At 42.2% G+C, this 16000-nt stretch carries 10 protein-coding genes; 9 read left to right on the top strand and 1 reads right to left on the bottom strand.

Features of this window, described 5'->3' with window-relative positions:
- Positions 1-23 precede the first annotated feature (23 nt).
- A complete protein-coding gene (locus ACFGVS_RS28510; RefSeq protein WP_439696545.1) occupies positions 24-3335 on the bottom strand; it encodes a TonB-dependent receptor in 3312 nt (1103 codons plus the stop codon).
- A 369-nt stretch (positions 3336-3704) separates the two neighbouring features.
- Between ACFGVS_RS28510 and lpdA the strand changes: the two genes are divergently transcribed.
- The 9 genes from lpdA (at position 3705) to ACFGVS_RS28465 (ending at position 15999) form a co-directional block, all read left to right on the top strand.
- Positions 3705-5096, top strand: coding sequence for a dihydrolipoyl dehydrogenase (gene lpdA, locus ACFGVS_RS28505; RefSeq protein ID WP_090648416.1), 1392 nt, complete (start codon positions 3705-3707; stop codon positions 5094-5096).
- A gap of 121 nt (positions 5097-5217) precedes the next feature.
- Entirely contained in the window at positions 5218-6057 is an 840-nt protein-coding gene (locus ACFGVS_RS28500; RefSeq protein ID WP_439696544.1) for an MBL fold metallo-hydrolase, read from the top strand.
- A gap of 461 nt (positions 6058-6518) precedes the next feature.
- On the top strand, positions 6519-7379 hold the full coding sequence (locus ACFGVS_RS28495; RefSeq protein ID WP_090466905.1) for a sigma-70 family RNA polymerase sigma factor: 861 nt from the start codon (positions 6519-6521) through the stop codon (positions 7377-7379).
- Positions 7380-7592: 213 nt separating this feature from the next.
- Positions 7593-7895 carry a hypothetical protein gene (locus ACFGVS_RS28490; RefSeq protein ID WP_274209194.1) on the top strand — a complete coding sequence of 101 codons (303 nt, stop codon included), beginning with the start codon at positions 7593-7595 and terminating at the stop codon, positions 7893-7895.
- 2 nt (positions 7896-7897) lie between these two features.
- The gene (locus ACFGVS_RS28485) at positions 7898-8563 is read left to right on the top strand and encodes an ATP-binding cassette domain-containing protein (RefSeq protein ID WP_439696543.1); all 666 of its coding nucleotides are present in this window, start codon (positions 7898-7900) and stop codon (positions 8561-8563) included.
- Between the two features lie 57 nt (positions 8564-8620).
- Positions 8621-9601: an aspartyl protease family protein gene (locus ACFGVS_RS28480; RefSeq protein ID WP_439696542.1), complete on the top strand. Its 981-nt coding sequence runs from the start codon at positions 8621-8623 to the stop codon at positions 9599-9601.
- Between the two features lies 1 nt (position 9602).
- The gene (locus ACFGVS_RS28475) at positions 9603-11048 is read left to right on the top strand and encodes a hypothetical protein (RefSeq protein WP_439696541.1); all 1446 of its coding nucleotides are present in this window, start codon (positions 9603-9605) and stop codon (positions 11046-11048) included.
- Between the two features lie 222 nt (positions 11049-11270).
- Positions 11271-12062 (top strand): PhzF family phenazine biosynthesis protein, encoded by a 792-nt coding sequence (locus ACFGVS_RS28470; protein WP_439696540.1) that lies wholly within the window; start codon positions 11271-11273, stop codon positions 12060-12062.
- A 355-nt stretch (positions 12063-12417) separates the two neighbouring features.
- Complete coding sequence (locus tag ACFGVS_RS28465) at positions 12418-15999, top strand: T9SS type A sorting domain-containing protein (RefSeq protein ID WP_439696539.1); 3582 nt, start codon at positions 12418-12420, stop codon at positions 15997-15999.
- The last annotated feature ends 1 nt before the right edge of the window (position 16000 follow it).

Here is a 16000-nt window from a genome sequence, read left to right as displayed (position 1 = left end):
TTTGTTTTTATAGTTAGATGTTATTAGTTAAATATATAACGTAAACCTAACTGAGCCTGCCAGCGTGAAGCCTGGCTGATATCGGCTTTGTATGATGATTGCAACGGAACTAAGTTAGTTGCATCAAGATACGGGAATGAGTATGTAGCTTGTTTTTGACCGGCTGCATTGGTGATAGTACCCATGTATTTGGTAACAGCTGATGAACCGTTGCTGAAACCGGTAAATGAGTTTTGATAAACGCCCCAGTTACGGTTAAGTAAATTTCCAATATTGATGATATCTAAAGATATTTCAATCGTGTTTTTTACTTTACCAGCAGTTACAAAGAAATCCTGTGCAATGTGTAAATCGGCTCTTTTAAAGGTTGGCAATATAGCACCGTTCCTTTGAGCATATTCGCCCCTGTGTTTGCTCAGGTATGGATCCTGGTTAATAAAGTTATTTAACTGGCTCCAAAGCTGATCTGCTGTACGCAAGTCTTTTGCATCATTTGGCACCAGTGTGATGTCACCTTTGTTTTTAGGGATGAACATTAAATCGTTGGTAGCGCCATCACCGTTTGGATCGCCCGAGGTAATGTATGATACAGCACCATTGTTAGCAGCTTCAAATATTAAACCGATGGTTGTTGCAGCGTGTTTAAAGTACTCATGCTTGTATGAGAATGAAGCAATTACCCTGTTTGGCTGTACGTATGAGCTATTTGAAAGGTTATCGGCATTAGGATTACCTGCCACGTAACGGGTGCTCCAGATAGTTGATGCTGTTGAACCACCATCGTTAACATCTTTTGAACCAGTGTGAGTGTAAGCTACGTTAGCATATAAACCATTGCTGAAGCTTTTTTGTAACTGAGCGGTAACAAAGTATGAATAGCCTTTGCTGGTATTGGTCATGTAATACAAACCGGTGATAGATGGGTTTGCAGCAGTTGCAGCAGCAGCGGCAGGAGTTGTGTTTTTTGAATCGTAACGGATTTGACCTTCAGCACCGGCTAATGTTGAATAGCCATCAGATAGTACCAGGTTTTGGTGGTAAATAGCATTAACATCTTTTGTATATGAACCTTCTAATGTAGCAATGATACCACCTGGCAGTCTTTGATCGATAGCTAAGTTTGACCTCCAGATTTTAGGATATTTCAATTTAGGATCGGCAATATCCAACTCGTAAGATGTATTTGCAGCACCTGCCTGAGCGCGGTAAGCATCCACATTAGGGTTGAAAATCAAACGTGGATCAGTTGGAGTGGCGGCTTTGGTTACAGAGTATGAACCAAATAATACACCATTGTTTGATGCCTGGTTAGATATCCATACGAATGGAACAGTACCGGCAAATAAACCTGTTCCGCCACGTAGTTGTGTAGTACCATTGCCAAATACATCATAGTTAAAACCTAAACGTGGTGATAATTGCACCCTGTTTTTAGGCAATACCGATGGATCAACATGCATACCGCCCTGGAATGTTAAAGGAGGTACATTAGCATTTTGCTGTAAGGTTGTTGGGAATACGTCATAATCAGCACGTAAGCCGTAAGTCACCCTTAAGTTATCAGTAACGTGCCATTTATCCTGTATGTAAGCGCTATATATAGAAGCGTTGATTTTGGCATAAGGAAACGAACCATCCGGCAATGCCGAGTTACGGGTTGAATACTGAGTAGCCGGTAAGCCATTCAGGAAATCGTAAGCCGAGTTATAAGTATATAAGCCATTGTAATTTGGAGCAAAACCGTTAGTATAACGTTGTGCCTGGCCTGTAATACCCACGGTAAACTCGTGTTTACCTGCATAGTAAGTTAAATCATCAGAAAACTGAAGTATGTTTGTGCTTAATAAGTTATTTGCTGTAAATAACTCATAACCAAAGCTGGTTGTAACAGCCGACGCGGTAGTTTCTTTACCTGTAGATGGATCATAAACACCGTTACCAATATCAACCAAAGGTATCTTAGCGCCGCCTAATGATGCACGGTAATCGCGCAGTGCAGAGTAGCCGGCAGTTAACCTGTTTGAGAATGAATTGCTGATACGGGTATCTAACTCGATAATACCGATGTTAAAGTTGTTGTTGATACGGTAACCTGATCCGTAAAAAGGCAATGTAGTAACACCGGCAGCGCGGGTTGTATTGCTGATACCAACAATACCTGAGTTACTTGCAGGCTGATCTTTGTACGATTTCAAATAAAAATATTTAGCACTTAAAGTGTTATTTTTATTGATGTTCCAATCCAGTTTAACAGTTATTTTATCGCTGTGGGTGGTATAACTGTAGCCCTGGTAAGCACCCGGATCATAGCTATATTTTGATTTCAGGTAATCAGAGATAGAGTTTAACGTTGCAGCATCAGCCTGTGATACAGTTGCACCACTTACGCCCGGGGCAGCAGCTACGTATGCGGTAGCCGGTGCGCTGATTCTTTCCTGCTCACCTGATAAAAAGAAGAACAATTTATTTTTTATGATTGGGCCACCAATGCTTAAACCATCCTGGTGATAGTTAAAAGGCGTTTTAACAATGTCGGTTACACCTGCATGGTAACCGGTAAGACCGGTGCTGCGGATGTAATCATAAACAGTACCTTTAAATTCGTTGGTACCCGATTTTACTACAGTGTTAACACCTGCACCTGTAAAGTTACCCTGGCGAACGTCATAAGGAGCAATATCAACCTGGATTTGGTCAATCGCATCTAATGAAATAGGCTGTGAACTTGTTTGGCCACCCAAAGTACCTGATAAACCGAATGAGTTATTAAACAACGCACCATCAACAGTGATGTTGTTGTAACCGCTGCTACGGCCGCCAAAACTTAAACCGTTTGCAGATGGTGTAAGTTTGGTAAAATCAGATAATGAACGGTTAATGGTAGGCAAGCTTTCAATTTGCTGGCGGCTAATAGTTTCGCGGGCGCCGGTACGTGAAGAGTTAATTACTTTACTTCCCGAAGCTGTTACTTTTACTTCGCCTAAAGTAGCTGTATTATCCTCAAGCGCTGCAGAAAGCTTTTGATCCTGGCCGATAGACAAGGTAATGTTATCCTGCTGAAAAGTTTTGTAACCAATAAAGCTTACTTTAAAGGTGTACGGACCGCCAACCCTTAAGTTGGGGATGTTAAACCGGCCATCCGAACGGCTAACAGTTGCATACACCGTACCGGTTGGCACGTGTGTAATGGTTACAGTTGCACCCGGGATAGCACCTTTTGCATCGGTAACGATACCGTTAATGCTTGCGGTGGTAACACCCTGGGCAGCCGCATTCCTGTTTATAAGGAATGTAAAACCGGTTAATAATAATAAAAGAAGTAAATGCTTCCTCATAAATTGCTTTTTTAATTATACTTTGAGTTAATTGTGGACAAAGATAACTAATCCCCTGATTGCCAATGTTAAGTTTATGTTAACAATCGTTGAGTATTTTTCAACATTATGTCATAAAATCATACAAAATGCATAGTAAACAGGTAGATTTAATGTAATATTTGTAATTATCTTGTTACTTAATCTTGTACTTCCATACGCCGGTAAAAATATTTTTTTTGTCGTGGCGATGAAATGTACACTTTTCTCATTTCGCCCCTTTTTACTTAGCTTTGCGCCTTTAAAATGTAGCCCCCTGCGTTCATCACACATCCGGCTATAAATCCGTTCAAAACAAAAATTTAGTTATCAAAGTATATCAATAAAAATATGGACTACGATTTAATTGTTATAGGGTCGGGCCCGGGTGGCTACGTAGCAGCTATCCGCGCTTCTCAGCTCGGTTTAAAAACTGCCATTATCGAAAAAGAGTCATTAGGTGGCATTTGCCTTAACTGGGGCTGTATCCCAACCAAAGCCTTATTAAAAAGCGCCCAGGTTTTTGAATACCTTAACCACTCGCAGGACTATGGTATCAAAATAAACGGCACAGGCGAAGTTGATTTCGGTGCTGTTATAAAACGCAGCCGCGGCGTAGCTGATGGTATGAGCAAAGGCGTTCAGTTTTTAATGAAAAAAAACAAGATCGAAGTAATTAACGGTTTTGGTAAATTAAAATCAAAGGGCGTTGTTGAAGTAAAATTAAATGATGGCAGCACTAAACAAATTACCGCCACAAGCATCATTCTTGCAACCGGTGGCCGCAGCCGCGAGTTGCCAAATATAAAACAGGATGGTGTTAAAGTTATAGGTTACCGCCAGGCCATGATATTGCCAAAACAACCAAAGTCGATGGTTGTAGTAGGTTCGGGCGCTATCGGTATCGAGTTTGCTTATTTTTATAACTCGATTGGCACCAAAGTTACCGTTGTTGAGTATTTAGATAATATTGTACCGCTCGAGGACGAAGAAATTTCAAGAAACTTACAGCGTATCCTTAAAAAACAAGGCATCAACATACTTACCGGTGCCAACGTGGAATCGGTTGACAGCACCGGCGAACTTTGCAAGGTGAACGTGAAAACCGCTACAGGTATGGAAGTTATCGAAGCCGAAATAGTTTTATCTGCAGTAGGCATCTCTACCAACATTGAAGGCATAGGCCTGGAAGAAGTTGGGGTAAAAACCGAACGCGGTAAAGTTTTGGTTGATGATTATTATAAAACAAACATTGATGGTGTATACGCCATCGGCGATATTGTAAAAGGCCAGGCTCTTGCCCACGTAGCATCGGCCGAAGGTATTATCTGCGTTGAAAAAATTGCAGGCCAAAACCCGCATCCTTTAGATTATAATAACATCCCGGGCTGTACCTATTGCTCGCCCGAAGTAGCATCCGTAGGTTATACCGAAAAGGCAGCTAAGGAAGCTGGTTACGAAATTAAAGTGGGCAAATTCCCCTTCTCGGCATCGGGCAAGGCAAGTGCGGCCGGCGCTAAAGACGGCTTTGTCAAATTAATATTTGATGCCAAATACGGCGAGTTCCTTGGCGCGCACATGCTGGGCTATAACGTTACCGAAATGATTGCCGAAGTAGTTACCGCCCGCAAGCTGGAAGCTACCGGTCACGAGATCATCAAATCGGTTCACCCGCACCCAACCATGAGCGAAGCTGTAATGGAAGCTGCCGCCGCTGCTTATGATGAAGTAATACACTTGTAAAACAAGTCCATAGACGATAGCCGATAGTCCATAGTTATTTTTTTAACTTTGAGCTATCGGCTTTTTTTTGTGGCTATTATTTTTCAACCATGGTCCATGGACCATCGACTATTGACCAACAATGAAACTACACACTATCGATACCGGCTTTTTTAAATTAGATGGCGGAGCCATGTTCGGGGTGGTGCCCAAAACCATCTGGAACAAAACCAACCCTGCCGACAGCAATAACCTGTGCACCTGGGCCATGCGTTGTTTGCTGGTTGAAGATGAAGGCCGTTTAATATTGATAGACACCGGCATTGGCGATAAGCAGGACCAAAAGTTTTTAAGCCATTACTATTTACATGGTGATGCCACGCTGGATGGTTCGCTTGCTGCACTTGGTTTTCATCGCGATGATATTACCGATGTATTTTTAACCCACCTGCATTTTGACCACGTAGGTGGCGCAGTAGTGCGCGACGGCGAAAAGTTATTGCCTGCCTTCAGGAACGCCAGGTACTGGAGCAACCCCAAGCATTGGGATTGGGCTACAAACCCAAACGACCGTGAAAAGGCGTCCTTTTTAAAGGAGAATATACTTCCCATACAGGAAAGCGGCCAGCTGCAATTTGTAGATACCCGGGACGGAATCAACTTTACCAAAGATTTTGACATCCGTTTTGTATCCGGCCATACTGAAGCTATGATGTTGCCGCTTATTAACTACAAGGGTAAAAAAGTCCTCTACATGGCCGACCTGCTGCCATCAGTAGGTCACCTTCCGCTGCCCTATGTAATGGCTTATGACATGTTTCCGCTCACTACCCTTAAAGAGAAAAAGCTATTCCTTACAGAGGCCCTGGAGCATGATTACGTACTTTATTTTGAACACGACCCGGTAAATGAATGCTGCACCCTGCAACAAATAGAAAAAGGCATCAGGGTAAAGGATACTTTTAAGTTAAGTGAATTGTAGGTATCGTATTAAGTAGAAGTATCATAACAGCTACGCCTGTCAGGCTTGAAATTATGCATTTTTTTAATATTGCATTTGCCGGAAATTCAAGCTAACCAATCAAAAAATCTTGATACTTGATACTATTATGTATTGTACTTGCAGTCAATTCAAGCTAAACAATCAAAAAATCTTGATGCTTGATAACCGCTACTTGATACTAATCTTTTCCTGTTAAATTTAGATAGTGTTTTACGAACACCACAAAAACCATACCGCTTGCCCCTTTCCGGTATTTTTATGCAAAAATTGCGTAATCCGTCGATACTAAAATTTTAATATTCTGATAATCAATATTTTAAAAAAAATACTTATAGCTTATTTTTTTTGAAAATACACTGTACAATTGTAATCTTTTACAACAATTTTATAACTTTGGTCGTTCTGTAGTAAATAAAAAGTACAGAGAGGTTTATAAATAGATGAGACAACTCAAAATAACGCAATCCATAACCAATCGCGAGTCGCAATCGCTTGACAAGTATCTGCACGAGATTGGTAAAGTTGATCTGATAACAGCCGAAGAAGAAGTAATATTAGCCCAAAAAATCCGTGAGGGCGACCAGGCGGCATTGGAGCGTTTAACCAAAACCAACCTGCGCTTTGTTGTATCTGTTGCCAAGCAATACCAAAACCAAGGCCTTACACTGGGCGATTTAATTAACGAAGGCAACCTTGGTTTAATTAAGGCTGCCAAACGTTTTGATGAAACCAAGGGTTTCAAATTCATCTCTTACGCCGTATGGTGGATCCGTCAATCCATTTTGCAAGCCATTGCCGAGCAATCGCGCATTGTACGTTTGCCATTAAACCAGGTAGGCTCGTTAAGTAAAATAAGTAAAGCATTCTCCAAACTGGAGCAGGAGTACGAGCGTGAGCCATCGCCCGAAGAACTTGCCGATATTTTGGAAACCACCGTTGATAAAATTTCCGACACCTTAAGCAATTCGGGCCGCCATGTATCTATGGATGCGCCGTTTGTACAGGGCGAAGAGAATACCTTATTAGATGTACTTGAAAACCAGGAACCCAATACCGATTCGATCCTGATTAACGAGTCGTTGTCCGAAGAGATCAAACGTTCCCTTTCAACGCTTACAGAACGTGAGCGCGAAATCATTGTGCTGTTCTTTGGTTTGGGCACCAATCACCCGCTTTCGTTAGAGGAAATTGGCGAAAAATTTAACCTTACCCGCGAACGCGTTCGCCAGATAAAGGATAAAGCCCTGCAGCGTTTGCGCCATACTTCAAGGAGCAAAATTTTGAAATCGTACTTGGGTTAATTGTACAGAGTCAAGAGATAAGAATCAAAAATATAAGATAATATAAGGCCAGGATTGAGCAAACTACTCAAATCCTGGCTTTTTTTTGGCGAAGCGAATCACATACATCCCTATCCCATCGCACCCCATAATTACAAGCCTGCAACATTTTAGTCTCCACAAAATTTAATGTTCAAATTGCCGTTACATAGCTAACTTGTCATAGTTAACTCAATGGTAAAATCAATAAAAATAGGATGGTACTTTTATAAACCGATAATGGTATGGTGCATACTGGCTTCGCTGGCTTGTATATACTACCTCATGTCGCACCAATTGAATATACCATTTGTTGTGCTATGTAAACTGGTTAGTTACGCCGCCATTCTTGGCGTACGGTATCTGAATTTTAATGCCGTGCAAACCTATTTCTATTTTCGCAATGCCGGCTATAATATCAACCTGCTTTACTTATCCGTATTTGCCTGTGATTTTACAGCTTTCATTATCCTTTTATCCCTTTCAACCATCCGCTAAATTTGGAGCCACTCATCTTAAAAACCGATAGCGTACAACTGGAGTTCGGCGGACGCAAAATATTACAGGATGTTTACCTCGAGTGCAAACAAGGCGAAGTATTGGGCATCCTGGGCCGAAACGGGTGCGGCAAATCATCTTTATTAAGGATTATATTCGGCACCCTCACTCCTGCCTACAAACACGTAAGCATTAGCGGCGAGTACATTAAAAAGGGCTACAAAAATATGCGCGTGGCCTACCTGCCCCAACACAATTACCTGCCCAAAGGAATTAAAATAAAAAAGCTGGCAGCAACCATTATCGACGCGCGCTTTTGGGTCGATTTTTCGGCCCACCCCATCTATGAAAAATATGCCGAAAAAACCATAGCCGACTTATCGGGCGGAGAACTGCGGCAACTGGAAACATTAATGGTTATTTACAGCAAGGCCGACTTTATTTTGCTTGATGAGCCTTTCACCCACATATCGCCCATACAGGCCGAGGCTTTTAAGGAAATTATCAGGAAATGCGCTAAAATAAAAGGCATCATAGTAACCGATCACCAATATTACAATATCCTGGATGTAAGCGATAGGACCATCCTGATTACCGATGGCTACACAAGGCCAATCCGCAATAAGGATGAATTGGTTACTTATGGTTATGTGAGCCATATTAATTAAACACCACCCCATGTAACATATAAGCAACCGGCGCTGTCTATTACCTAAACAACCACGATGCCCCGGCCTTACGTATATTTGATAGTTTTGTTATTTGTTGCTTGCTGGCAAAAAGGCGGGTGCAGCACAAATACCGCTATCAATAGCATCAGCTTCAAAAACGCCAAACGCGGACCAGACCCTGACCCATCGGGCGATTTTAATACACTTATAGTACCCATAAAACGGGCTGGCAACCTCATCCTGGTAGAAGCCCAGATAGACTCTGTCGCGGGTAATTTTGTGCTGGATACCGGCGCGCCTTACCTTGTTTTAAACGCTACCTATTTCAGGTACATGCCCGTTATAGCCGACCAGGAATCGGCGGGTTTAAATGGCAACGCGCCTGGCGCTTTTACGACCGAAGTGCGGAATTTCAGCATACTCGACTTGCATTACCCCCGCCTTACAGCCGATGTAACCGATCTTTCGGCTATTGAAAATGGCAGGAACGTTAAAATACTCGGTCTATTGGGCACTCGGCTGTTTAAAAAGTTTGCCATTACTGTTGATTTGTTCAGGAATACCTTGTACATCCACAAACTGAATGACGACGGTGAAATACCTGTAAATGAAAAAGTATTTCACGAACCGTGGATGTTTACCTCGTTTAATAACACCAACGATGTAATATTTATAAAAGGTGTTGCCAATAACACACCATTGTGGTTTGCATTTGATACCGGCGCCGAAACAAACCTGATGGATTATGACAGGGTGCGCAAGATGCTGCCCGGCATGCAGGTGCTTAACCGCACAAAAACTACCGGCATTGGCGGCTCATCATTCGAGGTAATTTATGCAAGGTTTGATACCCTAACGGTTGGCGGCCGGCGGTTTGTGAAAAACCGGGTGCTGTTAACCAATCTTGATAAAATGGGCAAAGCCTACGGGCACACTGTTGATGGGATACTCGGCTTTGATTTTTTTATCCGGGGTATCTTTAGCATCAACTTTGTGAAAAAAGAATTTGAAATGTACATTTACACTAACCAGTAGTATGAAAAAGTGCAGATCGGTTTTAATTATTTTTTTGTTGTTTACCTGCTTCTCTATTGCGGCAAGGGCGCAAACGCGCAATTCCCTTGTGTTAGGTAAAGATCATTTGATTATGCTGCTCGATTTGCGTTCGTCAAAAACACAACTGGATAGTATTTTAAAAATTGCCGGTATAAAAAAGCCAAATGGCGCTGCCATTTTAAAGGGCGATTTCTCGTCATTGGCCAAAGACGGCTGGAACATTGGCAGACGCGATAAAAACATGGTTAGGTTTGACAGATCGCTTACCGATTTAAACCTGAACCCACAAAACCCACCATACCAGATAACCACCAACCTCGACGGTAATATTGATGCTCCTGCAGGTTTACCGGGCTACCCTCCCGATGAACTATACGGTGTAAACAAGTTTATACAGGTTACCGTATTTGAATTACCATCGGGTTTCACCCGCTTTTATTTGCCTGGCTATTTAAACGCAAAACGCGTATTATTATCTGGTAATTTTAACAACTGGAGTACCCTGAAGGGCGTAATGACAAAAACGGATAGCGGCTGGGTAAGTGATGTAAAACTGGCGCCGGGTGGGTATGAATACAAATACATTATAAACGGCCGCTGGCAACGCGACAAAAGCAACCTGCGTCAACGCCCGGATGGGTTTAGTGATGTAAACTCGGTTTACTACCGCGTTAACAACACCTTCAGACTTAATGGCTTTACGGGTGCCCATAAAGTTACGGTAGCCGGTAGTTTTAATAACTGGAATACCGATAATATCCCGCTGCAAAAAAAGAACGGTGGCTGGGAAACCAAACTTTACCTGCGCGATGGCACCCATACCTATCGCTTTTGGGTTGATGGCCAATGGTACGCCGACCCTGCAAACCCGGTGAAAGTGAAAGATAACGAAGGGCACATTAATTCGGTGTTAAACCAGGGCGAGGCGGTTAGCTTTAAACTTGATGGATATAAAGACGCTAAAGCCGTTTACATTGCCGGTAGTTTTAATAACTGGAAACCCAATGAAATAAGCCTCCGGAAAACGGCTACCGGCTGGGCCATAGCTTTAATGATTCCGGCAGGTAACTACGGCTACAAATTTATTGTTGACGGAAATTGGATAACCGACCCCCAAAACCACCTTTACGCTATTGAGGGCGGCGTAAACAATTCCTTTATTGCCGTTAAACCCAATTACACGTTCAGGCTCAAGGGCCACGCAAACGCCGGAAGCGTGCACCTGGCAGGCAATTTTAATGATTGGGACCCATCGGGCTTCACCATGGCACACAATGCCGACGAATGGGTGATAAGCCTTTACCTTAAACCCGGGAAGTACCGGTATAAGTTTTTGATAGACGGCAGCTGGATTCTTGACCCCGCCAACAAGTTATACGAGCAAAACGAATACAATACGGGAAATTCTGTTTTATGGGTGGAGTGAGGAAAAGAGTTAACAATCAAGAATCAGGAGTCAAGACTTAAGAAAAAAGTATAGTTGGATCTTGCGAACTATACGAGTACAAAAAGGTTATACTTCGTAGGTTTCTTAGCGGTACTTTTCCTGTCTTAATTCTTGATTCTTAACTCTTGACTATGATTCTTACGCCTTGATTCTTATTCTTGAATTCTCATCAGTATATTAGCTTTACCAGAAACGTTTGTTATGACTATTCCTATATACCAGGCTGATGCCTTTACTGATAAATTATTTGGCGGCAACCCGGCAGCTATTTGCCCGCTTGCCGAATGGCTGCCCGATGCTACCATGCAAAAGATAGCAATTGAAAACAACTTGGCCGAAACCGCTTTTTTTGTAAAAACCGTCGGTGGCTACAAGCTGCGTTGGTTTACCCCCGAATATGAGATTGACCTTTGCGGCCATGCCACCCTGGCAGCCGCTCATATATTATTTACTGAGCTGGGCTTCGGGGGCGACGAAATACACTTTGAGACCATAAAAGCGGGTACTTTACATATTAAACGCGATGGCGACAAGTATACTATGGATTTTCCGTCGAGGCCACCCATCCCCATAGAACCGCCGTACGGATTGGCCGAAGCTTTAGGTGAAAAACAGCCGCTGGCCTTTTTCCGCTCAAGGGATTACTTTCTTGTTTATGAAAACGAACAGGATATTAAAGACATTACGCCCGATTTTTTTGCCCTGTCTAAAATGGATACTGTGGGCGTGATAGTTACAGCGCCCGGCGATAACAGCGATTTTGTATCGCGCTTTTTCGCCCCCGGTGCAGGTATTGCCGAGGATCCGGTTACCGGATCGGCACATTGCAACCTGATCCCTTACTGGGCAAAAAAATTAGGTAAAAACAAATTGCACGCCTACCAGATCTCGGCCCGCCGCGGCGAACTTTGGTGCGAACTTAAAGGCGACCGCGTGTTAATGAGCGGTAATGCTATCACTTATTTGAAGGGCGAAATTTCCATTTACCATTAAATTTAATATAGACATAAGCAAATCGCTTTCATTTCTATATTTTTCAATCCGTTTTATCCTTGATTTGGAAATCAGACTCATTATTTTTCAACAATTTCAATAATTAACTCATAGGTTAATTTAGTAACTGAAACGATTTTCTTTTCTTATAGGATACAATTCCAAATGCCACTTTCCGCACCAGAAAACATTCTTTTCCTTAAATGAAAATAACAAGAGCATTCCAGCAACGCTTTTTGAAACTTTTCAAAAAGAAGTCGTTTTTTTATCGATTTTTTATTTAGATAATGTAATTATTGAAATTTTTGATAGTTTTATGCGATTAAATTCCTCTAACGCCCTTTAATTAAATTATTTGAAAACACGCATACTTTTAGGAGTTTTACTATTGTTCTTTGTACTATTTAGTAAACCGGCAACAGCCGCTTCATACTATTGGACAGGCAGCGGCGGAAACACCAACTGGAACAATTCTGGTAATTGGTACAATCTCACAACCCTTGGCCTCACTTCGGGTTCACCTTCCACAAGTGACGATGCCTATATCGGTGTTTCTATATTAGGTATTAACGTTTTCTCCGGCTCACAGCAACCCAATGTTAATACTGCAATTACCTGCGCCAACTTATATTTATCAAACAGTGCTACTGTTACTTTAACCATAAATAATAATTTAACCGTATCCGGTTCTATCAACATAACCGGGCCGGTTACAATTACGGGCTCTGCCACTTTAAAAGGGGCTACTTTTAATGTTGGGTTTACAGGCACACTTACCGATAACGTAAACGTAACCATCACGGGGGCTTCGTCTGTTACCAATGGATATGCTTCCATAATAAATATAGGCTCGGGCTATACACTTACCATGACAGGGGGCTTAACGATCGGTTCTTTTAGCACCACAACGCTCACTCTTTCGGGTTCGGGTACTGCATCTATCAGCGGATCTTCCAGTCTTAGTCAACTCGCAACATTAACCAACAGCGCAGTTTTAAAGTTTAATTCAAGCGCTACCGTAACGTTTAATAACAATTGTTCCTTTACCAATTCGGGTACGGTAACAGCAACAAGTACTACTTTCACATTACAGGGTTCTACTAACTTCATCAATAATTCAGGCTCCTTTACCAGTACCGGCGGCAGTATTAACTTCACATCGGGCGGTACCAGCGGATATATCAAAAACACAAATATTTTTACTATATCCTCATGCACGCTTACGTTCGGTAATAGCTCCGAATACCTACAAAACTCCGGTTCGGGGGTATTTTCGGCAAGTAGCAGCATAATAAACTTATCCGGATCTGGCGCTTATACTGATAATTCGGCAACTCTTAAAGCAACCGCCTGTACGTTTAATTTCAACAATGGCAATTATATCAAAAACTCCGGTACATTCATCACACAAACCGGTTGCGTATTCAATGTATCAACAAGCAGTGCCTATATGCTTAACACGGCTAATTATTATGATCACGGGTCTACTTACAACCTGTCGGGATATAATTCCAGTTTTCAAAACACAGGTTCAAGCGCTGTAGTAGTTGCCAGGGGGGCAACTTTTAACGGAACCAACAGCACCATGTCCATGACGAATAGTGGCACCTTTACGGCCGATTCCACGTCATATATCAACCTGGGCACTTACCAATCCGGACTTACCAATACCGGTGTTTTCAATGCCGGCACCTCGGGCTCTCCGTGTACAATTACATTAAGCGCACAGGCTTGTTTTATTACCAACACCGGCAGTTCATCACAATCTGCCTATTTCAACCTTGGTTCAACTTCCATCATCGATCTTTCGTCAGGTTATCAGCCTGTTGTAACCAATACCAACAATGCATATTCGTTTTTCACCTTAATGTCTGATGCTTTAGGCTCTGCCGCTTTTGATCAGATATCATCTACCGGGTATGGTTCAGGTACAGTAGCAATTGCAGGCACCTATAATATTCAACGTTTTGTAAGCGGCGGAAACCTTGCGACCAACCGGGGGTACAGAATTTTTTCTTCGCCTACCAATATTACAAACTCTTACTCTACCAGTACGACTTATAATAATTACATCACTTTAAATACGTTAAAAAACAGTTATACTGTTTATAGTAGTTTAACAGCCAATACAAGCTATCCCGGCGCATTTACTGCAGGTCCATCGGGAGGAACAGGGTTTAGCTATATTAATCCCAATGGCAACTCCATTATTTATTTTTATGACGAAACAAAGGCTGTAAGTAATACCAGTTTCAGTTCGGGCAAACACGTCGGGGTTACCTCTATCGGCGCCAGTACAGTTACCTTAAATGGCGTCGGGGCGGTAAGCATGCCAGTAGGCAATGGCTATCTACTTTATTATGTTGGCCCCAATAGCCGTACCGATGGCACTACAGGCAACCCATTGGATTGTTATATTACCAATGTAGGATATGTAAACCAGGGCGATGTTACCGTAGCGTTATGGTATACCCCAAAAAACGGCTCATCAAATTCAACTACGGGTAAACTATCCTATTCGCTAACTACGCTCACCGGCGGTGCCGGTTATAACATGGTTGGCAATCCTTACCCCAGCACTATCAATATAGCCACCGTGCTGGGCCATAACTCAAACATAAGTACCGCTTATTTGCTAAATAAAACCAATAGCCCCGGCCAGGCTTATTATGCCTACACAGCCAACGGCACATCGGCGCCCGGTATTGGTTACGCCTTAAGCGGCGAGGGTTTCCTGGTACGTACAACAAGCGGGGGCAACTCGTTAACATTTAAAGAAACTGATAAAGTTGCCACCCAACAGCTTACCGGCAGCAACCTCCTTATGTCGGCACCAAAAGCCCAAACATTAACAATAGATGGCACCGGTAAATCTTTTAAAAGTGCCGACATGATATCTTCGCTCCAAACTACTTCTGTTAAAGAAGTAGATGCGCAGCGCAACCCACTTACCGGTTTATATGTAAAAATTGAAAAAGATAGCCTGGCATATGATTACTGCGGCGTGTATTTTAGAAACGACTGGCAAGATAAATTTGACGAAAATTTAGATGCCTTAGACCTTGATGTAAGCAGTTCAAGTGTATTATTGTCAAGCCTGTCATCCGATGGAATGCATACCGCTGTAAAGCACTTCCCCGATTATAAAAAAGGCATTAATATTAAACTTTATGCCAATGGTAAAACAGATGGCTTATATAATTTAAAAATTGAAGGAATCCGTAACATTGATACCAATAATTACAAAATAACCCTGCTTGACCACTTTAAAAAAGATTCATTAGACATTGGGCGTTATAAATCTTACGCTTTCAATATCTTAAAAAGTGACACCAACTCTTTTGGCGCCAATCGGTTTGAACTAACTATCCGGCAATTGCCAACTGCCAGGTATCAATTGGCAAGTTTTACGGCCCAAAAGGCGACAGATGGAGTGCTGGTTACCTGGCGTGCTTACAACGAGGGAGATAATTATTTTTATACACTCGAAAAACAACAGGCAAATGGCACCGATTATACCTCTTTATATCAAATACAAAGCAATGGTGGCACAATTTATAAGTACACCGATAAAACACCAAATACAGGCAATAATATTTACCGCCTAAAACAGGTAGATCTGTTTGGCAACATCACATACTCGGGCCTTGTTAGTATTTACTACGATAAAAGCGGCGGTGCCAATATGTTTAGCGTTTATCCCAACCCTATAGCCGAAACGTTGAACGTTAATGTTACCAGCGGAAAATCGGATGCTACGTCTGCTGGCTATAAGTTAAATGTTTATGATGCAACAGGTTCATTAGTGCTGCAAAAAACAGCTGATAGCAACGCCTTTAGCCAAAACGTTTCGCAATTTAAACCTGGCATTTATGTAGTTGAATTAAAGGATAATGGCGGCAGTTCATTGGGGAAAGCAAAATTTATAAAAAAATAAT

Origin of the sequence: Mucilaginibacter sediminis (genome assembly GCF_051903035.1) — a bacterium.
GTDB lineage: Bacteria > Bacteroidota > Bacteroidia > Sphingobacteriales > Sphingobacteriaceae > Mucilaginibacter.
This window is presented reverse-complemented; position numbering and strand designations above follow the sequence as displayed.

Coding starts and splice junctions, on each gene's coding strand:
- ACFGVS_RS28475 (WP_439696541.1), top strand. CDS start 9,603: ATGAAAAAGTGCAGATCGGTTTTAATTATTTTTTTGTTGTTTACCTGC.
- ACFGVS_RS28500 (WP_439696544.1), top strand. CDS start 5,218: ATGAAACTACACACTATCGATACCGGCTTTTTTAAATTAGATGGCGGA.
- lpdA (WP_090648416.1), top strand. CDS start 3,705: ATGGACTACGATTTAATTGTTATAGGGTCGGGCCCGGGTGGCTACGTA.
- ACFGVS_RS28495 (WP_090466905.1), top strand. CDS start 6,519: ATGAGACAACTCAAAATAACGCAATCCATAACCAATCGCGAGTCGCAA.
- ACFGVS_RS28470 (WP_439696540.1), top strand. CDS start 11,271: ATGACTATTCCTATATACCAGGCTGATGCCTTTACTGATAAATTATTT.
- ACFGVS_RS28510 (WP_439696545.1), bottom strand. CDS start 3,335: ATGAGGAAGCATTTACTTCTTTTATTATTATTAACCGGTTTTACATTC.
- ACFGVS_RS28480 (WP_439696542.1), top strand. CDS start 8,621: ATGCCCCGGCCTTACGTATATTTGATAGTTTTGTTATTTGTTGCTTGC.
- ACFGVS_RS28490 (WP_274209194.1), top strand. CDS start 7,593: ATGGTAAAATCAATAAAAATAGGATGGTACTTTTATAAACCGATAATG.